Consider the following 24,788-nt stretch of genomic DNA (forward strand, 5'->3'; position numbering starts at 1 on the left):
GCGGGATGGGAAGCCGCCCCCTGCCCGGTCGTCGTCGCCGACACACGCGGCTGCGTGGTGGAACTGAACGCTGTCGCCGCGACCCTGTTCCCCGGGACGGTACGCGGCTCACTTCTGCGGGACGTCGTACCCGCCTGGCTCTCCGAGGCGCACACCGATTTCGCCTCGCTCGCCGCCGCTGGGCCAGTGGCGGACGGCACGGCGATCCTCGGACAGGTCGGTGAGCGCTCGTTCGAAGCTCACCCCGCGCCGTCCGGTCAGGACCTGGTGGTGTGGTGGCTGGTGGACGACACCGCCCGCTGGCTCGCCGAGAAGGCGCTCAAGAACGAGCGCGAACGCACCGTGAGGTGGACAGCCGCGGCACTCTGGTCGGCGTCTTCGACGACATCACCTCGACCACCGCACACCTCGAACTCGCGCCCGGCGAGATCTGCCTGCTGTTCACCGACGGCATCATCGAAGCCAGGGGAGGACCCTGGCAGGACGAGCTGTTCGGCCTGGACCGCCTGAAGTCGGCCCTGGCCGAGTGCGCCGGGATGCCGGCGGAAGCGGTGGTGGAGCATGTGCAGATGCTGGCCGCACAGTGGGTCGGCCGGGGCCGGCACGACGACATGGCCGTCGTCGCCGTGACCGCCCCGCACCACGCACACCTCAGCGCGGTCGACGGCCACACCCGTGGGAGGTACACCGCGTGAGCACCGCCCCCATCCAGCCGGCCGCTGCGGGCGAACCGGACGTGGTGCGCGACCGGTTGTGGCACGCCGTCCGCCAGGGCGACGAATACGGCGCCTGCGACGTGCTCCTCGCCGCACTCGAGGACGGCCTTGACTTGGAGGGCGCCCTGCTGGACCTGATCGCGCCGGTGCAGGCCAGGGTCGGGAGCGAGTGGGCCGCCGGGCTGTTGAGCGTCGCGCAGGAGCACGCGGCCACCGCAGTCCACGACCGTGTCATCGCCGCGCTGGCCCACCGCCCCGAGCACCGGGTCGAGCAACGTGCTCGGCCGCGCGTCATGGTGGCGTGCGTGGACGGGGAATGGCACGCCCTTCCCGCCCGGCTGCTGGCGGAGGTGCTGCGGCTTCGGGGCTGGAAGGTCGACTTCCTCGGTGCGCATGTGCCGACCGCGCACCTGATGAGCCATCTGCACCGGACGGGCCCGCACGTCGTCGCTTTGTCCGCCTCGCTCCCGACCCACCTGCCCACCGCGCACGCCGCGGTCACCGCGGTCCAGGCCACCTCGGTGCCCGTCATCGTCGGAGGGGCGGCCTTCGGCCCCGACGGGGAGTACGCGCGGGCGCTGGGCGCCGACGGCTGGGCAAGGGAGGCGCGCGAGGCCGCCGCGATACTCGAGAGCGGCTTGCGGAAGCCCGATCCGCTCGCCGCCCGCCAGCCCGTCGACGATCTGCCTCACCTGGCCGACCAGGAGTACACACTGGTCGTGCGCGGCCGGGTTGACCTGATGGCGGACACCCTGGCGGACCTGGAGGACCGGTTCCCGCCCATGCTCACCTACAGCGACCGGCAGCGGCAGCACACCGCGGAGGACATCGGCCATATCGTCGATCACCTCGCGGCGGCTCTGTACGTGGACGACGCCGAGCTGTTCGTCAGGTTCATCCGCTGGACCGAGGACATCCTCACGGCGCGCGAGGTGCCTGCCCACTCCCTGACCCTGCCGCTGACGTTCCTCACCGCCAGGCTGCGGGACTTCCCGCGGGCCCGTCATTTCCTCGCCTGGCACAGGACGCCGTGCCGGCCCGACCGGCAACAGCGAACGTCCCCGGCCCCGGAAAGCTCAGATGACGACCTCTCGGACGCCTTCCCTCACACTGACGGTCGAGACCGGGCCCAGCGCGGTCGTGGTACGCGTCGACGGAGACCTCGACTACGAGTCGTACGACGAACTGCTGAACGCCGTCAGTCGGCAATTGGCCGGGTGGCCTGCGGGCGAGGGGACCGGAGGGCCCGAACTGCACCTGAACTTCGAGCGATTGGGCGACATCGACTCGATGGGGTTGTTGGCCCTGCTGATGATTCGCCGCCTCACGGACACGGCCGGCGTCGGTCTCCGCCTGGACGAGTGTCCTCCCACGCTCCAGCGGCTGCTGGAGGTCACGGGAACACCCGAACACCTCACCGCACCCCGTGAACAGGGCCGGACCGGCGAAGGGCCGGGAGCGGGCTGACGCGGGGGTCCGAGGGCCGCCGCCGCTCGAATGGCCGCCGAGGACAAGGGTATTCGCAGCTCCAGACCCACCGAGGAAGGGAGCTTCGTGACCATCGAGAGACCGTGGACCTACGAACCGGGAAGCGGACACACCGAAGGACAGGACCTGACGGGCTTCACCGTGGAGGCCACGGACGGAGTCGTCGGACACGTCGACCGGCAGTCCGACGGCCCGGCCATGCGGCATCTGATCGTCGACACCGGGGTGTGGGTCTTCGGCAAGAGCGTGCTGATCCCCGCGGGCGTCGTCACCGGGATCGACACCCAGGCGCGGCAGGTGACGCTGTCGTGCTCCAAGGACGAGGTGAAGGCGGCACCTCTTTTCCGTACCGACCGCGAAACGCTCGACCCCGAATATCTGGCCAGGGTCGACGACTACTACCGCGGTCTGCCGCCGAGGCATGCCGAGTGACCGCAGCCGGCCACCTCCGCGACGCCGTGCCGCCGGGCACGGCGTCGCTCTTATGGGCGACCGCCGCGCCGTGGCACTCATGGCTCGGATGCGGCCGGGTAGCCGAGTAATGATGAACGAACAAGACCACGCCACAACCAAGCTCGCCCGCAGGGCGGCCGTTCGCCGCCCTCCCGGGCGGCGGCGTCCGCAGACCGAGAGCCGACGCCCCGACGGCAGGGGATCCGCCCGAGAACGACGCCGTGGGACTGCGTACGGCCGCGCCTGCCGTTCCCCGCTCCGGTGCCCGGGGGGCATCCGGACAGGACGAGAACGCCGGGCCGCCATGGCCCTCAGGACGACAGGGGACTCCAGGGAGCGCACACCGATGTCCGAGGATCCGCAGAACGTCACCGTGACCCATGATCCGGCCGCCGGCACAAAGGTGGTCCGGGTCAGCGGCGACATCGACCACGAGAACTCGCCGCGGCTGGCGGACGCGCTGCGTGTCCCGGACCGGGCGCCCGTCTCCCGTACGGTGGTCGATCTGTCCTGTCTGCGTTTCGCCGACTCGTCCGTCCTGCACGTACTGCTCCAGGCCCAGCGGGCGCACCTGGCGCGCGGCGCGCTGATGGTGGTGGCGGGCCCGCTCAGTGACACCGTCCGCAGGCTGTTCGACGTCACCGGCACCGCCGGGTACTTCATCCGCACCGACGACGTCCACGCGGCGCTGGACCTGCCCGTCCGGCCGGGCGAGCGATGATACCGGCCGAGCGCCCCGTGCACGGCACACATCCGGAGACGATGCACGAGGGCGAGGAGAAGAACGGCCTGAGCGCGCCCGTGTGCTCCCACCACGCGTATGCGGCCGACTGCACGGGTCAGGCTACGAAGGTGACGCCGATGGCCGGGGTCACGAGTGCCGCGTCGGCGCGCGCGCATGTGCTGGCGGTCGTGGGGGAGACGCCGACCCTCGGCCCGAGCGAGGAAGCCGTCACCGACCTGATGCTCGTCACATCGGAGTTGGTGTCCAACGCCATCCGCCACGGCGGCGGCCTCGTGGCCTTCGAAGCGACCCCCACACGCGAGGGCGTCCGGCTCGCCGTGCACGACCGCAGCGCGGAGTACCCGTCAGCCGCTTTCGGCTCTGGCGCGCTTCCCTCGGGACACGGTGGCGTCGGCGGGTACGGATGGCCGTTGATCATCAGGCTGGCGCGAGACGTCCGGATCGAGCGGTGCACGGGCGGTGGCAAGGTCGTGAGCGTGCTGGTGCCGCTCGCCTGAGCGGCCCGCCCGAGACCCGGGCGGTCATGAGCGCCGATCCGGGGTCCCACGCACAGGATGAGGGATATCCGCCGAATGAGACGGGGATTTCGGCGTTTCCCCGGGCGATCTGCGGCAATGCGGATCGGGAAGGCCCGTGGAGGGAGCCCCCGTGATCATTGCAGCTCTGCTTATCCCGGTGTCCATGCTGTGCCTGGTGCTGGCTCTCGGACGGTACGAGGAACGGATGCTCGGTCCGGGCAGCACACCGAAACCCAAGGGCGCGCGGCATGCCCGCACTCTGCGCGCGGTGCCCGATCCCTCTCCCGACGCCGGTCCGCATCCGCAGGTTCCGGCCGGGCCTGTCGCGGAGCAGACCGGCCGCACCACGCCGGGTGATCCCGGGGTGCGGCGAGCCGCATGACGACGATGCCACCTCCTACCAGGGGAGGAAGACGTGCACGTCCTTGCCGCCGGGCCGGACGACGACACTCACCTGGTCGCACAGCGTGTGCACGAGGTGCCAGCCGATACCGCCGGGGCGGCCCGGGCGGAAGGGACGCGGCTTGGGAGGCGTCGTGTTCGTGTCGTGCATCGTCACATGGACCCCGTCGTACGTCTGCCGCATTTGCAGGGTGAAGGGGCCGGGAGCGTACTGGACGCAGTTGGCCGCGAGTTCGTCGACCACCAGCAGGATGTCGTTCCAGTGCTCCGGACTCGTCGGAGGCGAGGCCTGCGCCAGCCGGCGCAGAAACTCCTCGGCGGACAGTCGTGCCTCCGTCACGTCGTGCAGTCCGCCCTCGTACTCGCAGGTGAGGTTCTCGACCGTCTCGAACGGCCAGGCCTTGTCGTCCCAACGTGGCTCGGTTGCCATGCCGTCCTTCCCCCGGCCGGCACTCCGGCCGGCAGGCTGTCGTCGTTCGTCGCGCTCTTGCCCGGCCCCCTCTATGACGGTTGCCAGAAAGACGGCGGCTACGCCTGCGGGAAGACCGAAAGGTCGGCCCGTTGGTCCTGATATGTTCAGATTCGGTGCACGGTGCAGAGATCCCGTCTAGAAGGCATGGGTCGGCCGTGTACTCCGGGGAGCCCGGGGTAGGGGCGCCGAACGGATCGACTGTGTCGGTCCGAGTCGGAGCACGGGGCAGGCGGGGAAAGCGTAGTGGGAGTTGACCGTGAGGTGCCGGAGGCAGAAGAAGGGGCGGGCGGCAGCCATACGGCGCGGGCCCGGCAGGCCGCGGACGCGGTGGAGAGACTGGTGGGGTTGTGGACCTCGGCGGCAGAAGCGGTCACGCCGCGTCTGTCCCGGCACCAGCTGAACGCGCTCATGGCCGTCCGGTACCACGCGGAGCTCAATCTCACGGCGCTGGCCGAGGCGCTCGGCATCGCGTTGCCCGCGGCCAGCAGGCTCTGCGATCGGCTGGAGGCGGCGGGGCTGCTGGAGCGGGTGATCCATCCCAGAAACCGGCGGGAGCTGCAACTGCGGGTGACCTCACAGGGACAAAGGGTGCTCGCCGAGGTCGCCGACCGCAGATCCATCAGCCTCGCCGCCGTGTTCGCCGCGATGACGCCCGCCGCGCGCACCTCCCTGGAGCAGGGCCTGCACGCCTTCCGCGAGGCGTACGACGCGCGAGGGGACTGGAACGCCTAGCCGTCCTGCGGCCGGTACGAAGTCGGCGGACGGCCGGGGGCGCCGCGCCGTCAGAGGCGTCCCGCCCGGGTCGGCACCGCCACGTTCCCCGGCTCGCTGTTGACGTGGCACAGCAGGAGGCACACGTCGTCGTCGCGTTCGGAGTCCTGCAGCATCGGGTCGAGCACCCGGTCGGCGGCGCGTTCCAGATCGCCGTCCAGATCCGGCGCGGTGAGCCCGGCCATCGCCACCGTGAGGCGCTCGATGCCGGGGTCGATGCCCTGGGCCCGGCGCTCCACCAGGCCGTCCGTGTACAGGGCGAGGGTGGACCCGGGCGGCAGCGGGGCGGTGTGGTCCTCGATGTCCTGCTGCAGCGGAATGCCGAGCATGGCACCCGGCTTGGCGTCGAGCGCGTGCACCGTGCCGTCGGGTGTGCGAAGCACCGGGGGCGGATGCCCGGCGGCGGCCCAGGTCAGCACCTGCTCGCCGGGGCGGAAACGGGCGATGACCGCGGTCGCGTACAGATCCGGCTGCAGATGGTGCAGGAACAGGTGCAGGCGTGTGAGGAGCCGGCCCGGGCTGCCGCCGTCCACGGCGTACGCACGCAGAGCCGTGCGCAGCTGGCTCATCATCACCGCCGCGCGCAGTCCATGTCCGGTGACGTCGCCGATGACGGTGATCAGGCTCCCGTCGGGCTGGCGGAAGGCGTCGTACCAGTCACCGCCGACGTTGAGACCGTGGGTCGCCGGGAGATAACGCGCGGCCAGCCGGAGCCCCCGGGTGCTGGGCAGGTCGGTGAGCAGCGCACGCTGCAGCGTCTCGGCGATGTCGCGGTTGTGTTCGAAGCGCTGGGCGTTGTCGATCGCGATGCCGGTTCTGCGGGCCAGTTCGAGCAGCATCACGGCGTCGTCCGGCTCCCACCGGCCGCCGGGCGGCGTGAGGATGAGCACGCCCAGCGTCGACCTGCGGGCGGACAGGGGAATACAGAGGAGGGGGACGCGGGGGTGGAGGGCGGAGGGAGGCCGGTCGTCGACTCCGCGCAGGGCGCCGGGGTGGTCGGCCGCGTACTGCGGGCGGCCGGTACGCGCGGCGACCACCGCCGCGGCGGGACGCGGGGCATGTCCGTGCTCCTCGTCGCCGAGCAGCCATACGTCGACGGTTCGCGCGTACCTCGGGGTCAGCAGCCCGGGAAGCAGCCGCACGATCTCCCCGTGGTTGAGGGACGCCGTCAGCGCCGCGCTGGCGTCGGCGAGGAACGTGAGCCGGCGGCGCGCCACCTCCGCCTCGGTACGGGCCGCCCGCTCCGCGGCGAACAGCTCACGCTGGGCCGCACCGGCTGCGTCCAGCTCGGCGTGCAGGGCGAGGACGCCCTGGTTGGTCTGGTGCAGTTCCTCTCGGTGGAAGGCGACCAGCGCTTCCTGCTCCGTCAGGGCGTCCAGGATGCCTGCCGTGTCGTCGTCCGCGTTGAACAGCGCCTCGGCGAGGGCACCGGGGTCGGCCTGCACCACGGCCGTGCTCCGGCGGCCGTCCGGCTCCGCGGCCGGAACCGCGGCCCGCCACGTGGCGTCGACGTCGGGGCCGTCGTCGGTGCCCGGCCGCAGGCTGATCCGCAGCTGCGGCTGCTCTCCGCGCTTGGACGGCGGAGCGGACCGCAGTGTGAGCCGCCAGGAGCCGCCCTTGGTGAGGCACTGGCGCAGCTGGGCGGTGAGCGCGCTGACCAGACGGGTGCGGTCGAGGACGGAGACACCGTGCTCGGCCGTGATCCGGGCGACGGCGATCCGCGCCCGGGCGGCATCGACGACGGTGCTGAACTGCCAGGAGTGGGTCATGGTTCACGATCCGACGGTGTGGGCGACAGCACGGTCACCGTGGTGTCGTCGCGGACGGGCCGGGCGGAACTGCTGGCGTCACGCACGATCAGGGCTGCCGTCACTCCCGGGTCCAGGGCCGTGGTGGACACGTCCGGTCGAAGGGACCACCGGCTCGGCAAGCCGTCGCTGTGCAGGACGAGAAGGCAGTCCGGGGACCAGGCGAGGCGCTGATGGGGGATGTGTGCCGGACGGTGGGCGCCCACTATGCCGGGATGCGACAGCAGGTGCTGCCAGCTGTCGCCGCGGCGGAACCGGGCCCCCACGTTGCCGATGCCGGAGAACTCCAGACGGCCCGCGACGATGTCGAGTTGGGCGGCGGCGACGGCCGCGCCCCGGGTGGCGCGCAGCGTGCCGTGCAGCACCTCGAGCAGTTCCGGCGGCGTCAGATGGGCGCTCAGACGTAGTTCCCGGACGGCGGCGTCGGAGGCCTCGGCGGCGGCGGGTCCGTGCCCCAGCCCGTCGGCGAGAAGCACGGTGACCCGGTCACCGGACCACACACAGGCCCAGGCATCGCCCGAAGTGCCCGCCACCAACGGGATGTTGACTCCTCCCGTCCGTACCGGCGCCTGGCCGCGCCGGCCCTGTGGGCCCGTCCGGGGCTTGGGTGAAGGCGCTATCCGGGCCAGGGCGACGGTGCCGCGTCCGGGCGAGCTGTGCAGGTCGAAGTCGTCCGCGAGACGCAGGCATGTACCGAGGCCCGCGCCCAGCGACGCCGTGGTGGAGAATCCGTCGCCCAGCGCGGCCGAGAGGTCGGGAATGCCCGGGCCGTGGTCGATCGCGACGATCTGCAGCACGGGCCGGGCTGCGGACGCGCCGGGTTCGGGATCCGAGTCCACGGTCTCGATGAGGATCTGCCCACCGCCTGCGTGCTTGAGCAGATTGGTGGCCAGCTCGGTGGCGACGAGCTCCGCCGCAGCGGCCCGGTCCGGGTGGAACCCGGCCTGGCCGCAGGCCTCCTTCGCGGCCACCCGGGCGTCGCGGACCCGGGTCGGGTCATGCACGGGTACGTCCCGGATGCGGGCCATCACGCCTCCTCGCGGGGACGGGGCGTCGCGGCGGTCCAGCAGACGACGGTGACGGACGTGCCACCGCCGGGACCGGTGTCGATCGAGAACTCCTGCACCAGCCGCCGGGCCCCGCCCAGCCCGAGTCCCAGGCCGCCGCCCGAGGTGTAGCCGTCGGTCAGCGCGCGCTCGACGTCGGCGATACCGGGTCCTTCGTCGCTGAAGGTCAGCCGCAGACCGCGGGCCCGGCCGTTGTCCAGGAAGACGGACTCGACGCGTCCACCGCCGCCGTGGATGAGCGTGTTGCGTGCGAGTTCGCTGGCGGCGGTGATCAATTTGGTCTGCTCCACCAGGCCGAAGCCGAGCTCGGCGGCCGCCTGCCGCACATGCTGCCGTACCCATGCCAGATCCATGTCCGAGCGGATGGGCAAGGATGCGGCGACGCGGCCCGATGTCTCCGTCACGCGTTCTCCTGGCGTCCTGGACCGTGAGACAGGGGAGTGGACGCCCGGGTCAGCATCCGCAGGGCTTCGTCGGCGTCGAGCGCGGTGCGCAGTCCCGGCAGGGTGAGGCCGAGTTCGACCAGGGTGATGGCGACCGCGGGACGCATACCGGCCACGACGGTGTCCGCGGCGAGCAGCCTGGCGTTCGCGGCGATCTCGGAGAAGACGCGGCCGAGGAAGGAGTCGACGATCTCGACACCGGAGACGTCGATGACGACGGCGGCGGCCGAACTGCGCGTTATGGCATCGCCGATGTCCTGCTGGAGTTGTTCCGCAGCCTTGTCGTGCAGTTCGCCGTGGAGCGTGACGAGCAGCACGCCGCCGAGCTTGAGGACGGGGACGTGGGGGCCCACCGGTCCGTCGAAGCCGCCGTTCATCGCGGGCCTCCTCCGTCGGCCGCGCGGTCGACGATCACGGCGCCCTGCTGGTGGAGGGCGTAGGCCAGGGCGTCGGCGAGGCTGGCGCGGGTGACGACCGAGCCGAGGTCGATCCCCAGGTGCACGATGGTCTGGGCGATCGCCGGCCGGATGCCCGAGACGATGCACTCCGCGCCCATCAGGCGCGCCGCCGCGACGGTCTTCATCAGGTGCTGGGCCACCAGCGAGTCGACGGTCGGAACCCCGGTGATGTCCAGGATCGCGAACCGGGCCTGCTGGGCGACGATGGCATCGAGCAGGCTCTCCATCACCACCTGGCTGCGGGCGCTGTCCAGGGTGCCGATGAGCGGGACGGCGACGATGCCGTTCCACAGTTTGATGACGGGCGTGGCCACTTCGAGCAGTTGCAGGCGCTGACGCTCGATGATCTCCTCACCCGAGCTGAGGACCGTCTCCATGACGGCCAGCCGCAAGGTGCCCAGCAGCACCGTGAGCGTGGTCACATGCGGTCCGGACGTCTCGCCGTCGGACCCGGCCAGGTCGGCGATCAGCAGATCGGTGATCGAGGGGCGCAGAGCCGCCACCTCGTCGGCGATCCGGGCGGGCGTGGCACCGGCACGCGCCCGCGAGGCCGCCATCCGCATGAGCTGCTCGCGCACCCCTATGAAGCCCGGTGCCCGCAGGTCCTCGCTCCGCCCGGAGGCGGCCACCGCGGCCAGTGCCTCCACCAGGGCGCCGGCGGCCTCCACCGCCTCGTCGCGGGAGACCGTGAACACCGTCCGGAACAGTGGCTCGTCGGCCCAGCGCTGCGAGATCTGCTCTCGGCGGCGCTGGAGGAAGTCCCCGATGACCCGTTCCGACGTTCCTCGGTTCGCTGCCGACTCCTGGTCCGTCACTCTGTCTCCTTTGTACGTCTGCTCCCCCGGCTGCCAGGGAGCCTCCTCGGAGAGCGCGGTTCATTGTCGCGCGACAACTGTAATCATCGGAGACAGCGCCTGGCACCCATGGCTGTCCGGAAGATCGTCCAACGAACGGGGGACCTCACCGGCTGTCGTTGTTCACACGGCCTGGGACCGTACGGCGCGAAGCCGGGCGCCACGACGACCCTACGGGGCGCCCTGCCGCCCGAACCAGTCCAGACACACGACGAGTGCGTCGTCCTGCGTGTCAGGGCCGCCGCGATACGTCGACAGCTCCCTCAGTACGGCGCGCGGCACATCCGCGGCAGGCAGCAGCCTGGTGGCGGCTATGGCCTTGGCCAGCGCCTTCTCGCCGTACGTCTCGCCTCCCGGTGCGATGGCCCCGTAGACGCCGTCGCTGACGAAGACGAGCCGGTCGCCCGGTTCGACCTGGATCTCCTGGGCCACGTAGTCGGTCTCCTCGAACATCCCGAGGGGCAACTGGGCGTCGACGTCGACCGCTTCGACGCTTCTGCCGCGCAGCCGGAACATCTGCGGCGAGCCGGCGTCGACGACCTTCACACGGCCGGTGGACACCTCGAAGTCGAGCAGGAGCACGGACAAGTACGAGGCGCCCCGGTAGTGGGCGTAGACCGCCTGGTCCGCGAGGGCTGCCTGGTCCTCGATGTTGATTCCGGCGCGTCGCGCATTGCGCAGCGCGTTGATCCCCAGGTTGGTCAGCAGTGAGGCCTCGATGCCCTCGCCCATGCCGTTGGTGATGTACAGCATCAGCCGGTCGGGGCCCGCGGACCAGTCGAAGTTGTCTCCGAAGATCGCGTATGCGGGCTCGAGTTGGGCGCCGAGCGCGTACTCGGGCCGGGAGCACGAGCGGCCGGGCAGCAGCTGCCACTGCATCTCGGCCGCGAGCGTCAGCCGGTCCAGCCGCCTGGCCCGCAGGTAGATGTCGGTGTCCCGCTCCGCCACGAGCACTTCGTGGCCCAGTACATCGGCGATGTCGGTGAGCTCGGGCAGCGTCGTTGCCGCGGCCTCGGACGGCAGCGTGACACTCAGCACACCGAGCCGGTCCCCGCGGACGGTCACCGGCAAATAGACCCGGACCAGGTCGCCGGTCTCCTCGACGACGGGGTCCTGCGCCCCGAAGGCACGCCCGGCCGTGCTGTCGTGCATCGGCAGGGGGTCGGAGCAGTGGGGATGCGCGGAGACGCGCTGTAGGGCGGTGAGTCCGTAGTCTGCCATGAGGAGTTCGACGGACGCGGCCGCGTACTGGCTGCGCAGCGCTTCCCGGAGCGCGTCCACCAACCGGTGGGGAGCCGCGTTCCGGAGCGCCCTCTCGGTTGCGACGAATCTGTTCACGATGTCGAATACGCCATTCTTCCGTTAGTACGATTCCGGACCCATGCCCTGGAGGGGGCGTGCACCCGTGCGCCGGTGTCCGTATCTATCGTTATCTGTGAGCTGTGGGCCCAGCAGGCCGACAGCAGCCGAGAAGTCTGGGAGAGTGAGACAGTGACTTCCTCCAGCCCGCGCCCGGAGCCGAGCGAGGTGGCGCGTGTGACCTCAGAGGCGGCCGAGCTGCTGGAAATCCTGTGGGGACGGGCTTCGACCGCCCCGGTTTCCGCCTCCCAGCTGCGCGTTCTCTTCATTCTGGAACACAACGAGGGCATCAACCTGCGGACACTCGCCGACGCCCTCGGGTCGACCCCACCGTCCACGAGCAGACTCTGCGACCGACTGCAGGCCGTCGGATACGTGGAGCGTGCGGCCAGCTCGATCAGCCGACGCGAGCTGCGCCTGTACCTCAGTCGTCGCGGCAGGACCTTCCTGGCCGAGCTGCGGTCACGGCGCGAGCGAGCGCTGGAGTCCGTGCTGGCCCAGATGCCCGCGGCCAAGCGGACGGCGCTGCTGCAGGGCCTCGAGGCCTTCTGTGCCGCAGCGGCGGCGGAGCTCCACGAGGCCGACGGGTCCGACGCCCGCACGGCGTGAGGCGGGGCAGGACAACTGATCCGCACGGGGGCACCCGGCGCGTGCCACGGTCGGTCGGCGCGCGCAGCCGGCTCCGCCCACCGCAACATTCCAGTTCCCTCCGTGCTTTCGATGCCCCCACACTTTGTTGCCTGATGGCTACAGTTGTCAAACGGCAAGTGTTCTGCCGAACAGGCCGCCGGCAAGGGCGAATGCCCATGCCGGGGCCGGCGGGGTCGGGCGGGCTGCGCCGCGCCCCCGGCAGGGTGTGCCGGAGCCTTTCCGATTCCCTCGCCCGCTAAGGCCAGCTGAGTGCGTCGCCCATCCCGTCGAGCGCCTCGTCGGCGGTTTTGAACGAGGGGACGGTGAGACTCACTCCGGTCAGGTCGAGTATTCGCTGGACGGCCGGGGCGGGATCGATGAGGCCCACGGAGCCGCCGACCTGTCGGGTCTCCTTGTAGGCCCGCAGAATGATGTTGATGCCCGACGAGTCCATGAACGGCACCGACGAGAGGTCGAGCAGCAGGTGCTGCCGGCCGTGGTGCATCTGGTTGGCGAGGTGGTGATGCAACTCCGTCGCCGTGTCGACGTCCAGGAATCCCTTCACGTTGATCAGCGCGACATCCTCCCGAGGCATCGTCACATCGATGGACAGGGGGGTCTGCTCAGCCGACACAATGTCCTCCCATACTTACGGCGTGCGGGGCTCCGCCTACCCCGGGGCGGGCACCCGATGCACCGCGGGCCGCACTCCGGAAGTGATCAACGTCTCGCCTGCGGAGCGGTGCCCGGCGGCGATTCCGGCACCTAGTACCCCCCCTGGCCGCGCACCACACCTGTCGATCGCGATCCCTTTCCGCGGCCGCCGCCCGGGGCGAACCCACCCCAGGAAACAGGGGACTCGGGCACCGCGGACGCGGTACGCCGAGGCTCGGGCACGCAGGCCCGGACGCGACACGGGCGACACGGAATCGCCGGCATGAAAACTCGGACGCAAAAGTGGCGCATACTTCGAGGGAAGGCGGGCACCAGCACCGCAGACCGCTCGTGGGTGCCCTCCCCCCGGCAGCCCCGAGCCATACGGCCCCGCCGATGCCTCCCCCCGGCATTCGGCGGGGCCGGTCTTCTCCGCCTTGGAGGTGCACTCCTGGAAGTGCGCTCCGCCTCAGGACCGCGGGCCGCGATTGCGCGGTCGTTGCCCTCGTCCCCCTGCTCGTCGCTGCGACGGGACTGGCGCTTGCCGGCACCGGCGAGCGCCATGATCCCGAGTGCCAGCCGGGGCGACGGCTGCCGATCGGTGGTTCAGCAAGAGGTCGGCCGGAGACCGGCACGATCCGAGAGGTCCAGGCCGCCGCACCGCGCCGAACCGGTCGTGCTCTGCCGTCTGGTTCACGGGCGCCGGTGCGGCGGCCCCGGCTACTGCTGGTCCCGGGCCTGCGGGAGCCGCGCCGGGAAGCCGTCCTGAGTGGGCTCCTCCGCCTCGGCCGCGTCCGGGGTGTGGTCCTCCGCGCCGGGCGCCCGGAGCAGTTTCGCGCCGTCCCGTACGCGTTCCAGGGGCTTGGCCAGGGAACGCAAGGAGAAACCTTCCCTCTTACGCGGCTCCTGACGCGGCGCCGGCAGGGCGCCGAAGGACTCCCGGTAGGTCGCCAGCGCCTCATGGGCGAGCTCGGCCGCCTCGCGGTACAGGTCCCGTGACTTCGTCATGGCGTCGAGGGCCTCGGCGTAGGCGGCCACCTGGCGGCGCGCCAGGGCGAGCTCCTCGTCCACGGTCGTCAGATGCCATTGCTCACGCAGTTCGGACAGCGCTTCCTCCGCGCCCTCCGGCAGGGGGGCGGGCGACTCGGCGAAACGCCGCACGGTGTCGACGAGTTCCACCGGCACCGAACCGTCGAGGAACACCGAGCGGACGCTGAAGTCCCCGTCGGGGCCGGCCGGTGTCGCGGGGAGCACCACAGCGCCACCGCGGGGCACCCGCACTCCGAGGTCATGGAGCGCCCAGTTGACCACCTGGAACTGCTCCGGCGCGGCTCGGTGCTCCACCACGCGGTGCCGCAGGCCGGGCGGCAGCAGGGAGGCCAGCGGACGCCGCCCGCGCTCGTCGGTGGTCATCGCCTCGTGGACGACCACATGGATGCTCCAGGAGGTGCGCGCGCACTCCTTGAGCAGGCGGCGCAACGCCCGGTCGTCCGTGGGCAGGGGATTGATCTCGCGGAAGCGCAGCCCGGGAACCGCGTCGTGGTCCCACGGGGCGTCGGCGTCCTCGGGCCAGAAGACGGTGGCGGGCGACGGCCACTCCAGGTCCCAGGGCCGGTCGGCCTCGGCCATCAGCACCCAGTCCTGCGAGCCTTCGTTGCCATGGGGAGCCCCCACGTTCAGGCGGGCCCTGACGACGACGTCGCCGGCGACCAGCCAGCGGGCCTCGAAGACGCGTACGGCCGCGTCCTCGGTGTCATCACTGCCGGAGCCGTCGAATTCGAGATGGTCCTGGATGACCGCCCTGCTCTCGAGCTCGCGCAGGCGCCTGCGGACGGTGTCCTCGGCACCCGGGCCGAGGTGTCGCCCGCGTGCCGGCCACACAGTGCCGGGAGCCGTGGCGCGGACGGTGGGGGACTTTGCCATGGGTCACTCTGCGGGAAGGGGACGGGGGAGCGCCTCCCAGTATGGTCCGCGCACGTCACGGGAACCCGGAGGCGCGATCGGTCAAGATCGCTCGTCTCACCGTATTTCCCGCCGCGGACGATGTACACCACATCCACACGACTGGCCCGGTCGACGTTCCCGTTCGGCTTCTGAGCGGCAGGTCCCAGGTGGAAGTGACGCTCGATTCAAGTGTTCAGGCAAACGATTCCTTCGTGAAGCATTGAATTGGCACTCATTTCCGCCGTACAGTCCCGTCATCTCGTCTCACCGGAAGTAGGGGTACCCATGGACCGCGCCCGACTGCGTCAGCTCCTCGCCCGTGAGAGTGCCGAGGCCGAGCGGCGGAACCCGCGCTCCCGGGCCGCCTACGAGCGCGCCGACCATCTCTTCGGCCGGGTGCCGATGACCTGGATGAACAAGAACGCGGGCGCTTTCCCGCGCTATCTCGCCGCCGCCCGCGGCGCCCGGGTCACGGACATCGACGGCCACGAGTACATCGACTTCTGCCTGGGCGACACCGGGGCGATGGCCGGACACTCCCCGGACGCGGTCACCGCGGCCGTCCACCGCCGGTTCGCCGACCTGGGCGGCGCGACCGCGATGCTCCCCACAGAGGACGCCGAGTGGGTGGGTGCGGAGCTGACCCGTCGCTTCGGGCTGGTGCGGTGGAGCTTCTCGCTGACCGCGACCGACGCCAACCGCTGGGCGATCCGGCTCGCCCGTGCGGTCACCGGCCGGCCGAAGATCCTTGTGAACAGCTACAGCTATCACGGCAGCGTCGACGAGTCGCTCATCGTGGTGGGCCCCGACGGGCACGGCACCGCCCGGCCCGGCAACGTCGGCGCCCCCTGCGATGTCACCCTGACCAGCCGGGTCGCCGAGTTCAACGACCTCGAGGCGCTCGAACGCGAACTCGCGCACGGTGATGTGGCCGCCGTTCTGATGGAGCCCGCGCTCACCAACATCGGCATCGTGCTTCCCGAGCCGGGTTACCTCGCCGGCGTGCGCGAGCTGACCAGGCGCTTCGGCACTCTGCTGATCAACGACGAGACGCACACGTTCTCGGCGGGCCCGGGTGGCTGCACCGCCGCCTGGGCGCTGGAGCCGGACATGCTCACCATCGGCAAGGCGATCGGCGGCGGTGTTCCGGCGGGTGCGTACGGACTGTCCGCCGAGTTGGCGGAGCGACTGCTGGCCCGCGAGGATCTGGACCTGGTCGACATGGGTGGAGTCGGCGGCACCCTGGCCGGCAACGCCCTGTCGGTCGCCGCCACCCGGGCGACCCTCGAAGACGTCCTCACCGACGAGGCGTTCGCCGGGATGGACGAGCTGTCGAAGCGCTTCGAGGCGGGTGTGCGGACCGGCATCGAACGGTGGGACCTGCCGTGGTCGGTCAGCCGGCTCGGCGCCCGCACCGAATACCGCTTCGCCGACCCGGCCCCCCGCACCGGTACGGAGTCCGCGGCGGCCTCCGACACCGAGCTCGAGGACTACCTCCACCTCTATCTGGCCAACCGGGGTGTGCTGCTCACCCCGTTCCACAACATGGCGCTGATGTGCCCGGCGACCACCGACAAGGACGTCGACACCCACACCGAGGTCTTCGACGCCGCTCTGTCCGAACTGGTCGGCTGATCCGCGTCGGTAGGCTGGGCACCGACCGCCGGGAAGGGGCAGCGTGGACGAGATCGACCGGGCCATTCTGCGTGAGCTGCAGACCGACGGCCGTATCGCCTATGCCGACTTGGGGCCCAAGGTCGGCCTGTCCGCCTCCGCGGCACGGCAACGTCTGCAACGGCTCATCGACTCCAAGGTCGTGCAGGTCGTCGGGGTCACCGACCCGATGCGGATGGGCGGCCAGGCGATGGCTCTGCTCGGCGTCACGGTCGACGGCGACCCCCGGGCCGTCGCGGACGAGTTGGCCGCCCACGAGGAGGTGGTCTACTCGGTGCTGACATCGGGCGGGTTCGACCTGTTCGTCGAGGTCGTCTGCGCCGGCCCCAGGGAGCTGCTCGACTTCGTCAACGACGTGGTGCGTGCGGCGGAAGGCGTCGAAGGGGTCCGTTCGTTCCCCTACTTCGGCATCCACACCCACAGGTTCCTCTGGCACGTCGGCTGACGGCGGACAGTCGGGTGACGCCGACTCTAGAGCGTATAGATCGTGCCAAAGTTCACTCTTGCGACTGTAGTTGTGCATGTCCCGGCTGTGACGGGGCATTTGGCTGGCACAACGAGAGAGAGGGCCTGGCCGTGCTCCTTCCGGATGCCAAAGTCGTCAGAGGGCTGCTGACCCGGTACGCGTCCCTGCGGATCGCGCTTGCCGAGAGTGAGACGCCCCAGCAGGTGCGAGAGCTGGAGGACGTCAGCTACACGCTGTGCATCATGATGGGAACCAGGAGCGTGCACGACGCCATTGCCGCCGCGGACGCGCTGCTCGTCGGGGCGACTCGGGCGCATACGGCGACGGAAGACGCCCGGAAGTCGGACGGCGAGAACGGCCTGCCGGTGGCGGTCTGAGGGTGCGACCCCCTGGCCGGACGCCGCCGATCCGGAATCAGCGCACCGGAGTGCTGCTGACTTCGGCGCGGTGATTCCGGATCGGGAGCGTCACGGCAGCAGCTTGTCCAGTGCGGCCTTGCCCTCGGACGCCAGCTTGCGCTCGGCCCATGCCAGGGCCCTGGGGGTGATGTCCCTGCCCGAGGCGAGGACCAGGTCGTCCGGTGACAGCTCCGACGGAGCCACATGCAGCAGCTCGTCCGGCGTGGCCTGGTCATCGGACGGACGACGTGACGCATCGGGCTGTGACGTCGACATGATGTCTCCTACGCGAGTCGATCCGCAGTGGTGGCACCCGCAGATCGTCGTGCGGGTGGGGCACCACCCTTCACATCACCTTTCATCGAGATGACGCCGCGCGCATCCCGGGAGGTGGATATCGGGGACATTCGGTACACTTCGCGACCGAGCGGCTACCTTGGGCGATGGATGGGGTGGGGCGAGGGCACCTCATCGGCTTCGCGCCAGAGGAGATCGGCCCGAGCGTCTCGACCCGCGCGGGGTGACCGAAGTGGGCTGGTGCGACGCCCGGGGTGCGAACGGCGCTGCCGCCTGCAGGGCGCACGCGGATACCGGACGGTGATCAGGACACGGCGTCGACCAAGGCGGCCAGTGCCGACGCCAGAGGGACGAGCCCGAGCCCCGTGGCCCCACCCGGTTCGGTCATGTAGGTGTCACGGCGGATCTCCACCATGAGGGCCGTGACCTGGGACTGCGTGCCGTAGAACTCCAGGGGCACGTACGTTCCGGAGAACGGGCTGTCCACCCCCGTGCCCCCGAACTCCTCGAACATCTTGCGGGCCTGCGCGGCCAGTTCGGGAGGAGTGTGGAACGCATCGGTGCCCAGGCAGACGGGCGGTCGCGGGCCGTCGCCGTGCAGTTCGTAGGGCAGGCGGGAGGTGGGGTAGGAGTGCACGTCCAGGACGACGGCCCGCCCGGTGGCGGCCAGCCGGTCCGCGACCGCCGCCGTCATCGCCTGCGCGTACGGGTGGAAGTAACGCCGCAGCAGCGGCTGCGGATCGGCGTCGGCCGGCCTCAGCGGCAGGCCGTGCGTGGTGCGGGTGTAGACGGCCCCCATTCCCACGGCGCGCATCTCCTCCCGTTCGTCGGGAAACCGCTCGGGGTCGACCACCAGCCGGGACAGTCCGTTGACGAACCGCCAGGGAGTGGCCGTGGCGGCCGCCGCGGCCAGGCCGGCCAGCTCGGCCGTGTGCGCGTCCGTGATGTGGTCCAGTTCCCGGGCGAGCGCCGCGTCGTCGAGCAGGATGCCGTCGCGTACGTCCGGCGGTATCTCGCGCGCGGAGTGGGGCACATGAAGAATCACGGGCGATTCATCGGCACCGGGCAGCAGCTCGAACGAGGGGACGGCGCGGGACACGGAGGCTCCTTCTGATGCGGTGACCAGGTGACCGTACCCCCGGGCGCCGACAGCGGCCGTTCGCCGGAACGCGTTCCGTCAGCGTGACAGCGCGGCCCCGGCCGCCGTCATCGCCTGTTCGGCGTAGCCCCGGCCGAACAGCACCGCGTGCACGAGCAGGGGGAAGAGCTGGTGCAGGGCGATCCGGCCCCGCCAGCCGGGGGAGAGCGGTGCCGTCTCCTGGTAGCCGTCCAGCACCCGGTCCAGATGCGGGCAGCCGAACAGATGGAGCATGGCCAGGTCGGTCTCCCGGTGCCCGCCGTGCGCGGCCGGATCGATGAGCCACACGTCCTCGTCGGCGCCCCACAGCACGTTGCCGTTCCACAGGTCGCCGTGCAGCCGGGCGGGCGGCTCGGCGGGTCCCGCCAGCCCGGGCAGCTGCTCGCAGACGCGTTCGACCACGACCGCCTCGGAGTGGCGCAGCGTGCCGTCGTCCACCGTGCGGCGCAGATACGGCAGCACCCGGTGCTCGGCGTACCAGCCGGGCCACTCGTCGCCCGGGACGTTGCGCATGGGAGCTAGACCGATGTACGCGTCCTCGGGACCGTCCGGCGGCGGGGCGCCGAACGCGGGCGCGCCCGCGGCATGCAGAGCGGCCAGGCCGCGGCCGAAGCGGAGTGCTGCCCGGGCGCTCGGCCGGCCCGGCGGGACGCGGTCCGTCACCAGCCACTGCCCGGCGTGGCCGTGAACCGCGGGGACCCGGACCGCCGTGGCGTCCGCCAGCCAGCGCAGTCCCGCCGCCTCGGCCCGCACCGCCCCGGGGGCGTGGCCGCGCTTGACCATCACCACCGGCCCGCCGTCGAGGGTGACTTCGGAGAGCGCCGCGGTCACGGCACGCTCATCGCTCACCGGCCTGCCGGTGAGCCGGGCCGCCGCGGGCCCCGGGCCTTCGGTCATGGTCAGCACCTCGTCGCTTCCCTCCCGAACCGGTGGGGGAGGCCGGACGACACCGTACGGCGTTTCGCCGCCGCTCGGCAGGAGAGCGTGGCGCGGCGGATCTGCCGAGAGTGCGCATGGGGAAGCGAGCGGCGGCCGCACGGCGCGGACGGCGGCCGGGGGGGGGGGTGGCCCCGGCCGCCGCGTCCCGATGCGGGATCACTCGCCCTGGAAGACCGCCTTGCTCACCTCGGCCGGATTCTGGAACTGCTTCTTCTCCAGGTGCGAGATGCGCTCGGTGATCTCCTTGGGCGCATGATTCCTCTGGGCGACCTGCTTGAGCTGCTCGGTGTCGGCCGGGTACTCCACGCCGGACAGTGCTTTCTGCAGATCGTTGGGCCTGACAGATGCCATAGCTCCTCCAAGGCCGTGCGAGTTCTGATTCCGGTTGAGTGGCGCCGGTTGAGCGCTGGAGTCCGAGTACCCACGCCCCTGCCAGGCGATTCGGACGACCGCGGGCAGCCTCCGGTGTGCTTCTCGTCCTCCGCGCCCCCAGCGGCCCCTCCTCCACCCCTCAGCGGCGGAGCCCCGGCGACCCGGATCGCGGGCGTGTGCCGGGTGGTGGGTGGGGCGTGCGCGCCATGGGTACCCGTGCGGTCCAGCCCGTTCGGCGGGCGGCACGCCCAGAGAAGGGGACGACCCATGACGACACAGACGGGCAAGTCCGCCGCGGGACGCGCCCGGCGGACCCGAACGGATCTGCTCGGGATCTACCTCAACGACCATCTGGCGGGGTCGACCGTTGGCACCCGGCGCGCCCAGTACATGGTCCGGGCGCACAGCGGTACGCCGCTGGGCAGGGCACTGGAACCGATCGCCGCCGAGATCGGCGAGGACCGGGAGGGTCTGCTCGCGATCATGAAGCGGCTCGGCGTCCCGGCGCGTCAGTACAAGGTCTGGGCAGGCCGGCTCATGGAGACGGTCGGCCGCCTCAAGAGCAACGGCCGCCTCATCGGCCGTTCGCCGCTCACCTCGGTGCTCGAGCTCGAGTTCCTCCGGCTCGGTGTCGAGGGAAAGGCCGCGGGCTGGCGGACGCTGTGCGAGGTCGCGGAGGAGGACGAGCGTCTGGACCGGCACGAGCTCGACGCACTGCTGGAACGGGCCCAGCGGCAGGTCCGGACGCTGGAGGAGCTGCGCGTTCGTCAGGCGCACGAAGTGTTCCGGGGTGTCTGACGCGTGCGGCCCCGGTCTCCCGTAGGAGGTGACCCGATGAGTGAGAGCACTCCTCCCTCCCGGGCCGAGAGGGAGTGGCTTCCGGAGGACGAGAGGAGCCGGCCACCCGGCCCCACACCCTCGGCGGCCGAGGGCGAGCGGTACCCCGAGGACGAATCGGACTCGAACGACGAGGAGGAGGCCGGTACGGCGGGGGACGGCCGGGGCTGACGCCGCGGGCGGTCGCTGATGTTCCGCATGCCCCCGGTGTCCTCCGTCGCGGTTTTCGGCCTGGCGGCGGAGGCTCGAGCGGGGATCAGCGGCCGACGCTGAGGCGGAACCAGTCGATCGTGCGGCGCAGGCCTTCCTCGGCGTCCACCTGGGGTTCCCAGCCGAGCTTGTCGCGGGCCAGCGTGATGTCGGGGCAGCGTACGGCCGGGTCGTCCGTCGGCCGTGCGATGAAGCGGACCTCCGACCGGGAGCCGGTGAGGCCGATCACGAGGCGGGCGAGGTCGAGTACGGTGATCTCGGCGGGATTGCCGATGTTGACCGGGCCGCGCATCGCGTGTGCGGCCGCAGCGAGGACGCCCCGGACGATGTCGTCGACGTAGCACGGCGACCGGGTCTGCCGCCCGTCGCCGGTGACGGTGAGAGCGTCACCGGCCAGTGCCTGCCGGATGAAGGTGGGCACAGCCCGCCCGTCGTGTGCGCGCATCCTCGGGCCGTAGGTGTTGAACAGCCGCACGATGCAGGTGTCGGTGCCCTTGGCTTCGGCGTGAGCGGTGGTGAGCGCCTCCCCGAAGCGCTTCGCCTCGTCGTACACGCTCCGTGGGCCCACCGGGTCCACATGGCCCCAGTACCGCTCGTCCTGCGGGTTCTGCTGGGGGACTCCGTAGATCTCGGACGTCGAGGCGAGAAGGAAACGGGCGCCCGAGCGATGGGCGAGATCCAGGGCGTTGCGCGTGCCGATGCTGCCGGTGTCCATGGTGTGCAGCGGCAGCCGTAGATAGTCGGAGGGGGAGGCCGGGGAGGCGAAGTGGAGTACGAGATCCGGCGGCCGGGCGACGGTGAATCCCTCGGCGACGTTCGCCTGTATGAGCGTGAATCCGGGTCGGTCGAGCAAGGCGGACACGTTCTCGCGCCGGCCGGTGCTGAAGTCGTCCACACAGGTGACCACGGAGCCTGCGTCCAGCAGGGTGGAGCACAGGTGCGAACCGACGAATCCGGCGCCACCTGTGACGACCGCATGCTCCCAGTTCCGTGACAACGGGCCGCCCATCCGGATCTCCTTCCACCGTGGCGACCGCGCAGCGGCTCCTGCTCTCCGCGCCGGACCGCTGACGAGGTCAGAGCGTGCCTGGTACCTCGATCAGCGTCCGTCGCCCGGACTCCCGGGGCTCGGTGGTGTAGGGCGTACGGGTGACTCGCACCCCTGGCCGACGCGACCCGGACCGGGCCGGCGCGGCCCTCCACACTCTCCTCGACCGCCTGGAACCCGGCTGGCACGCCCCCTGGCGAACGACCCGCACGTCCTGCACCCGGCCGGTACCCCCGTGCGAACCTCCGGCCGGACGCGGCCGATCGCCGCATCCGGTACGGACGGTGCGCGGGAATCCTCTTCCGACGGGGGTGATGCCGCCTGAACCGATCGGTTTCCCGTGCGGCGCCCCACTCCCGCAAGGGTGTGGAAGGAGCCGGCGTGTGCACCAATGCGACTGGGTTCCAGCCGTGGCACCGGCTGGTAGAGGACAATCGGTTCATGGGCAAGGCGGACTCTTTTTTCCGCGAAGGTGCGGGCCGGCCGACGACCGGCCCTGCGGCGCCGCCCAGCGGCCTGCTCGATCTGCTGAACGTCGCCGCGGTGGTGCTCGACGCAGAGGGGCGGGTGATGTTCTGGAGCCCGCAGGCCGAGGAGCTGTTCGGCTACACCCCGGCGGAGGCGCTGGGGGAGTTCGCGGCTCGCCTGATGGTGCACGAAGAGCACTGGGGCGAGGTGGTCAAGCTGTTCGCCGAGGTCATGGAATCGGGCGTCGGCTGGGCCGGTGCCTTTCCCATTCGGCACAAGGACGGCGGCACCCGCCTGGTGGAGTTCCGCAACATGCGACTGCTGGACGACCTCGGCGACAGCTACGCCCTCGGCCTCGCCGCGGACCAGGAGACCGTGCTGCGGCTCGAACGGGACGTCGCGCTGTCCGCCCGTCTGGTGTCGCAGTCGCCGATCGGGCTGGCCGTCCTGGACCCCGACCTGCGGTTCGTGACCGTGAACCCCGCCCTGGAACGCATCCACGGCCGGACTGCGGCCGAGCATCTGGGACGCCGGGTCCGAGACGTCCTGACCCACATGGACGGCGAGGCCATAGAGAGCCGGATGCGCCGCGTCCTGGAGACCGGCGAGCCGGTCGTGGACCGCTACGTCGTCGGCCGGACCCACGCCGACCCGGACCACGACCACGCCTGGTCCGTCTCCTACTTCCGGCTGGAGGACTCGAGCGGGCGCATCCTCGGCATGGCCGGCTCCGTCGTCGACATCACCGAACGCCACCGAGTCGCGGCCGAGGCGGCACAGGCCCGCCAGCGCCTGGCGCTGATCGCCAAGGCGTCCGCTGCCGTGGGGACCACCCTCGGCCTGGAGCAGACGGCCCGCGAACTCGCCGACTTCGTCGTACCGGGTCTCGCCGACGTCGCGGCCGTTGTCGTACTCGACGGCGCCTTCCACGACCGGGCCGCGCTCCATGCCTCCTCCGCCCGCCTCCGCGTCCTCGCGGTCAGTTCGGCCGACCCCGACCCGACGGCCCAGACGGCGGACCTGCCCGGGGACCCGGCCGTATTCGACGGCGACCGGCTGATCACCGACTGCCTGCACGCCCGCCGGCCGGTCATGGTGGCCCGCACCACCAGTGAGGACCTGATACGCATCGCCCGCCCCGACGAGTCGGTCTCACTCCTCGCCGAGGCCGGTGTGCACTCCTATCTCGCGGTGCCGCTGGTGGCCCGCGGCGAGGTCCTCGGCGCCCTCGACCTCAGACGCAGCGGCAACTCCGCGCCGTTCACCGAGGACGATGCGGTCCTCGCCAGCGAACTGGCCGCCCGCGCCGCCGTCTCCATCGACAACGCCCGCTGGTACCAAGCCCAGCGCCACACCGCCCTCACCCTCCAGCGCAGCCTGCTCTCCGAGCCCCCGTCGCGGCTGCCGGGCCTTGAGGTCGCCTGCCGGTACCAGCCCGCCGGCGCGGTCAGCGAGATAGGCGGCGACTGGTTCGACGCGATACCCCTCCAAGGCGACAAGACAGCCCTCGTCGTGGGTGACGTCATGGGCAGCGGTGTCAGCGCCGCCGCCACCATGGGCCAGTTGCGCAGCGCCACCCGCGCCTTCGCCGAACTCGACCTCGCCCCCGCCGAGGTCCTCCAGCACCTCGACCATCTGACCGAGGGAGTCGGGCACACCATCGCCACCTGCATCTACTGCGTCTACGACCCGCACCGCGGCACCTGCCGGATCTGCCTCGCCGGCCATCTGCCGCCGGCCCTGCTCCGCCCCGGCTGGCCCGCACAACTGCTCGAGCTGCCCACCGGCGCGCCACTGGGCGTGGGCGGGGTCCCCTTCGAGCCCGCCACCATCGCCTTCCGTCCCGGCGACCAACTCGCCCTCTACACCGACGGTCTGGTGGAGACCCGCAGTGATCCCATCGACACCGGCCTCGGCACCCTCCTCGACGCCCTCACCGCCACGCAAGGCCTCGACCTGGGGGAAACGTGCGACCGGGTGCTCGACATCCTCCGGCCACCCGGCGGGGAGGACGACGTCGCTCTGCTGATCGCCCGGGGGCGGGAGTAAGTACCGTTCCTAGTCAGTCAGTGAGCAGGAGTGAGTCTTGTACCCAATCCTGGTCAACTGGCGCATCCCGAACGGTGGTGGATGCACTGGTCTCCCGCGTTCGCGCCGCG

The 24,788-nt window shown here is 71.2% G+C and carries 28 protein-coding genes and 2 pseudogenes; 15 read left to right on the forward strand and 15 right to left on the reverse strand.

Annotation, left to right across the window (positions count from 1 at the left end):
• Positions 1–108 precede the first annotated feature (108 nt).
• Entirely contained in the window at positions 109–243 is a 135-nt protein-coding gene (locus tag ACWDA7_RS23705; RefSeq protein WP_450606213.1) for a hypothetical protein, read from the reverse strand.
• Between the two features lie 29 nt (positions 244–272).
• Between ACWDA7_RS23705 and ACWDA7_RS23710 the strand changes: the two are divergent.
• From ACWDA7_RS23710 to ACWDA7_RS23740, 7 genes and pseudogenes are all read left to right on the forward strand, one after another.
• Positions 273–695: pseudogene (locus ACWDA7_RS23710) on the forward strand (PP2C family protein-serine/threonine phosphatase); the annotation flags it as partial.
• Positions 692–1,729 (forward strand): annotated as a pseudogene (locus ACWDA7_RS23715) (cobalamin B12-binding domain-containing protein); the annotation flags it as partial. The pseudogenes ACWDA7_RS23710 and ACWDA7_RS23715, both read left to right, overlap by 4 nt.
• Positions 1,730–1,796: 67 nt before the next feature.
• Positions 1,797–2,183: an STAS domain-containing protein gene (locus ACWDA7_RS23720; protein WP_450606237.1), complete on the forward strand. Its 387-nt coding sequence runs from the start codon at positions 1,797–1,799 to the stop codon at positions 2,181–2,183.
• An 87-nt stretch (positions 2,184–2,270) separates the two neighbouring features.
• Positions 2,271–2,636, forward strand: coding sequence for a PRC-barrel domain containing protein (locus ACWDA7_RS23725; RefSeq protein WP_450606214.1), 366 nt, complete (start codon positions 2,271–2,273; stop codon positions 2,634–2,636).
• Positions 2,637–3,003: 367 nt separating this feature from the next.
• Positions 3,004–3,378 (forward strand): STAS domain-containing protein, encoded by a 375-nt coding sequence (locus tag ACWDA7_RS23730; RefSeq protein ID WP_450606215.1) that lies wholly within the window; start codon positions 3,004–3,006, stop codon positions 3,376–3,378.
• The gene (locus ACWDA7_RS23735; protein ID WP_450606216.1) at positions 3,375–3,899 is read left to right on the forward strand and encodes an ATP-binding protein; all 525 of its coding nucleotides are present in this window, start codon (positions 3,375–3,377) and stop codon (positions 3,897–3,899) included. Before ACWDA7_RS23730 ends, ACWDA7_RS23735 begins: the two co-directional genes overlap by 4 nt.
• Positions 3,900–4,050: 151 nt before the next feature.
• The gene (locus ACWDA7_RS23740; RefSeq protein WP_450606217.1) at positions 4,051–4,302 is read left to right on the forward strand and encodes a hypothetical protein; all 252 of its coding nucleotides are present in this window, start codon (positions 4,051–4,053) and stop codon (positions 4,300–4,302) included.
• A gap of 15 nt (positions 4,303–4,317) precedes the next feature.
• Here the strand turns inward: ACWDA7_RS23740 and ACWDA7_RS23745 are convergent, their stop codons facing one another.
• Positions 4,318–4,752, reverse strand: coding sequence for an ATP-binding protein (locus ACWDA7_RS23745; protein WP_450606218.1), 435 nt, complete (start codon positions 4,750–4,752; stop codon positions 4,318–4,320).
• Between the two features lie 285 nt (positions 4,753–5,037).
• Between ACWDA7_RS23745 and ACWDA7_RS23750 the strand changes: the two genes are divergently transcribed.
• On the forward strand, positions 5,038–5,526 hold the full coding sequence (locus tag ACWDA7_RS23750) for a MarR family winged helix-turn-helix transcriptional regulator (protein ID WP_450606219.1): 489 nt from the start codon (positions 5,038–5,040) through the stop codon (positions 5,524–5,526).
• Between the two features lie 50 nt (positions 5,527–5,576).
• Here ACWDA7_RS23750 and ACWDA7_RS23755 read toward each other — a convergent pair whose 3' ends face one another.
• The 6 genes from ACWDA7_RS23755 to ACWDA7_RS23780 all read right to left on the reverse strand — a co-directional run bounded on the left by ACWDA7_RS23755 (position 5,577) and on the right by ACWDA7_RS23780 (position 11,533).
• Positions 5,577–7,334 carry a PP2C family protein-serine/threonine phosphatase gene (locus ACWDA7_RS23755; RefSeq protein WP_450606220.1) on the reverse strand — a complete coding sequence of 586 codons (1,758 nt, stop codon included), beginning with the start codon at positions 7,332–7,334 and terminating at the stop codon, positions 5,577–5,579.
• Positions 7,331–8,401: a SpoIIE family protein phosphatase gene (locus ACWDA7_RS23760; protein WP_450606221.1), complete on the reverse strand. Its 1,071-nt coding sequence runs from the start codon at positions 8,399–8,401 to the stop codon at positions 7,331–7,333. Before ACWDA7_RS23760 ends, ACWDA7_RS23755 begins: the two co-directional genes overlap by 4 nt.
• Positions 8,401–8,793, reverse strand: a complete 393-nt coding sequence (locus tag ACWDA7_RS23765; RefSeq protein ID WP_450606238.1) for an anti-sigma regulatory factor — start codon at positions 8,791–8,793, stop codon at positions 8,401–8,403. Before ACWDA7_RS23765 ends, ACWDA7_RS23760 begins: the two co-directional genes overlap by 1 nt.
• A 47-nt stretch (positions 8,794–8,840) precedes the next feature.
• Positions 8,841–9,260, reverse strand: coding sequence for an STAS domain-containing protein (locus ACWDA7_RS23770; RefSeq protein ID WP_450606222.1), 420 nt, complete (start codon positions 9,258–9,260; stop codon positions 8,841–8,843).
• Positions 9,257–10,156, reverse strand: coding sequence for an STAS domain-containing protein (locus ACWDA7_RS23775; RefSeq protein WP_450606223.1), 900 nt, complete (start codon positions 10,154–10,156; stop codon positions 9,257–9,259). The genes ACWDA7_RS23770 and ACWDA7_RS23775 overlap by 4 nt, the downstream gene beginning before the upstream one ends.
• Before the next feature lie 210 nt (positions 10,157–10,366).
• Positions 10,367–11,533, reverse strand: a complete 1,167-nt coding sequence (locus ACWDA7_RS23780) for a PP2C family protein-serine/threonine phosphatase (protein WP_450606224.1) — start codon at positions 11,531–11,533, stop codon at positions 10,367–10,369.
• 198 nt (positions 11,534–11,731) lie between these two features.
• On the opposite strand from ACWDA7_RS23780, the gene ACWDA7_RS23785 reads away from it, so the two are divergent.
• Positions 11,732–12,163, forward strand: a complete 432-nt coding sequence (locus ACWDA7_RS23785; protein WP_359392621.1) for a MarR family winged helix-turn-helix transcriptional regulator — start codon at positions 11,732–11,734, stop codon at positions 12,161–12,163.
• Between the two features lie 277 nt (positions 12,164–12,440).
• On the opposite strand, the gene ACWDA7_RS23790 is transcribed toward ACWDA7_RS23785, so the two are convergent.
• Together ACWDA7_RS23790 and ACWDA7_RS23795 are read right to left on the reverse strand one after the other, a co-directional pair.
• Positions 12,441–12,818, reverse strand: a complete 378-nt coding sequence (locus ACWDA7_RS23790; protein WP_450606225.1) for an anti-sigma factor antagonist — start codon at positions 12,816–12,818, stop codon at positions 12,441–12,443.
• A 740-nt stretch (positions 12,819–13,558) separates the two neighbouring features.
• Positions 13,559–14,761: a hypothetical protein gene (locus ACWDA7_RS23795; RefSeq protein ID WP_450606226.1), complete on the reverse strand. Its 1,203-nt coding sequence runs from the start codon at positions 14,759–14,761 to the stop codon at positions 13,559–13,561.
• A gap of 306 nt (positions 14,762–15,067) precedes the next feature.
• Between ACWDA7_RS23795 and ACWDA7_RS23800 the strand changes: the two genes are divergently transcribed.
• The 3 genes from ACWDA7_RS23800 to ACWDA7_RS23810 all read left to right on the forward strand — a co-directional run bounded on the left by ACWDA7_RS23800 (position 15,068) and on the right by ACWDA7_RS23810 (position 17,299).
• Complete coding sequence (locus ACWDA7_RS23800) at positions 15,068–16,417, forward strand: transaminase (RefSeq protein WP_450606227.1); 1,350 nt, start codon at positions 15,068–15,070, stop codon at positions 16,415–16,417.
• Between the two features lie 43 nt (positions 16,418–16,460).
• Positions 16,461–16,901 carry an Lrp/AsnC family transcriptional regulator gene (locus ACWDA7_RS23805; RefSeq protein ID WP_359392628.1) on the forward strand — a complete coding sequence of 147 codons (441 nt, stop codon included), beginning with the start codon at positions 16,461–16,463 and terminating at the stop codon, positions 16,899–16,901.
• A gap of 131 nt (positions 16,902–17,032) precedes the next feature.
• Complete coding sequence (locus tag ACWDA7_RS23810; RefSeq protein ID WP_359392630.1) at positions 17,033–17,299, forward strand: DUF5133 domain-containing protein; 267 nt, start codon at positions 17,033–17,035, stop codon at positions 17,297–17,299.
• Positions 17,300–17,389: 90 nt separating this feature from the next.
• On the opposite strand, the gene ACWDA7_RS23815 is transcribed toward ACWDA7_RS23810, so the two are convergent.
• The 4 genes from ACWDA7_RS23815 to ACWDA7_RS23830 all read right to left on the reverse strand — a co-directional run bounded on the left by ACWDA7_RS23815 (position 17,390) and on the right by ACWDA7_RS23830 (position 20,045).
• On the reverse strand, positions 17,390–17,596 hold the full coding sequence (locus tag ACWDA7_RS23815; protein ID WP_450606228.1) for a hypothetical protein: 207 nt from the start codon (positions 17,594–17,596) through the stop codon (positions 17,390–17,392).
• Positions 17,597–17,921: 325 nt separating this feature from the next.
• On the reverse strand, positions 17,922–18,716 hold the full coding sequence (locus tag ACWDA7_RS23820; RefSeq protein ID WP_450606229.1) for an N-formylglutamate amidohydrolase: 795 nt from the start codon (positions 18,714–18,716) through the stop codon (positions 17,922–17,924).
• A 78-nt stretch (positions 18,717–18,794) separates the two neighbouring features.
• Positions 18,795–19,652, reverse strand: a complete 858-nt coding sequence (locus ACWDA7_RS23825; RefSeq protein ID WP_450606230.1) for a fructosamine kinase family protein — start codon at positions 19,650–19,652, stop codon at positions 18,795–18,797.
• A 198-nt stretch (positions 19,653–19,850) separates the two neighbouring features.
• On the reverse strand, positions 19,851–20,045 hold the full coding sequence (locus ACWDA7_RS23830) for a DUF2795 domain-containing protein (RefSeq protein WP_359392639.1): 195 nt from the start codon (positions 20,043–20,045) through the stop codon (positions 19,851–19,853).
• A 288-nt stretch (positions 20,046–20,333) separates the two neighbouring features.
• On the opposite strand from ACWDA7_RS23830, the gene ACWDA7_RS23835 reads away from it, so the two are divergent.
• Both ACWDA7_RS23835 and ACWDA7_RS23840 read left to right on the forward strand, forming a co-directional pair.
• Positions 20,334–20,864, forward strand: coding sequence for a hypothetical protein (locus ACWDA7_RS23835; RefSeq protein WP_450606231.1), 531 nt, complete (start codon positions 20,334–20,336; stop codon positions 20,862–20,864).
• 36 nt (positions 20,865–20,900) lie between these two features.
• Positions 20,901–21,074, forward strand: coding sequence for a hypothetical protein (locus tag ACWDA7_RS23840; RefSeq protein ID WP_450606232.1), 174 nt, complete (start codon positions 20,901–20,903; stop codon positions 21,072–21,074).
• 85 nt (positions 21,075–21,159) lie between these two features.
• Here the strand turns inward: ACWDA7_RS23840 and ACWDA7_RS23845 are convergent, their stop codons facing one another.
• The gene (locus ACWDA7_RS23845; protein WP_450606233.1) at positions 21,160–22,122 is read right to left on the reverse strand and encodes an NAD-dependent epimerase/dehydratase family protein; all 963 of its coding nucleotides are present in this window, start codon (positions 22,120–22,122) and stop codon (positions 21,160–21,162) included.
• A gap of 480 nt (positions 22,123–22,602) precedes the next feature.
• On the opposite strand from ACWDA7_RS23845, the gene ACWDA7_RS23850 reads away from it, so the two are divergent.
• Positions 22,603–24,678, forward strand: a complete 2,076-nt coding sequence (locus ACWDA7_RS23850; protein WP_450606234.1) for a SpoIIE family protein phosphatase — start codon at positions 22,603–22,605, stop codon at positions 24,676–24,678.
• The last annotated feature ends 110 nt before the right edge of the window (positions 24,679–24,788 follow it).

This window comes from Streptomyces sp. NPDC001156, assembly GCF_053598275.1.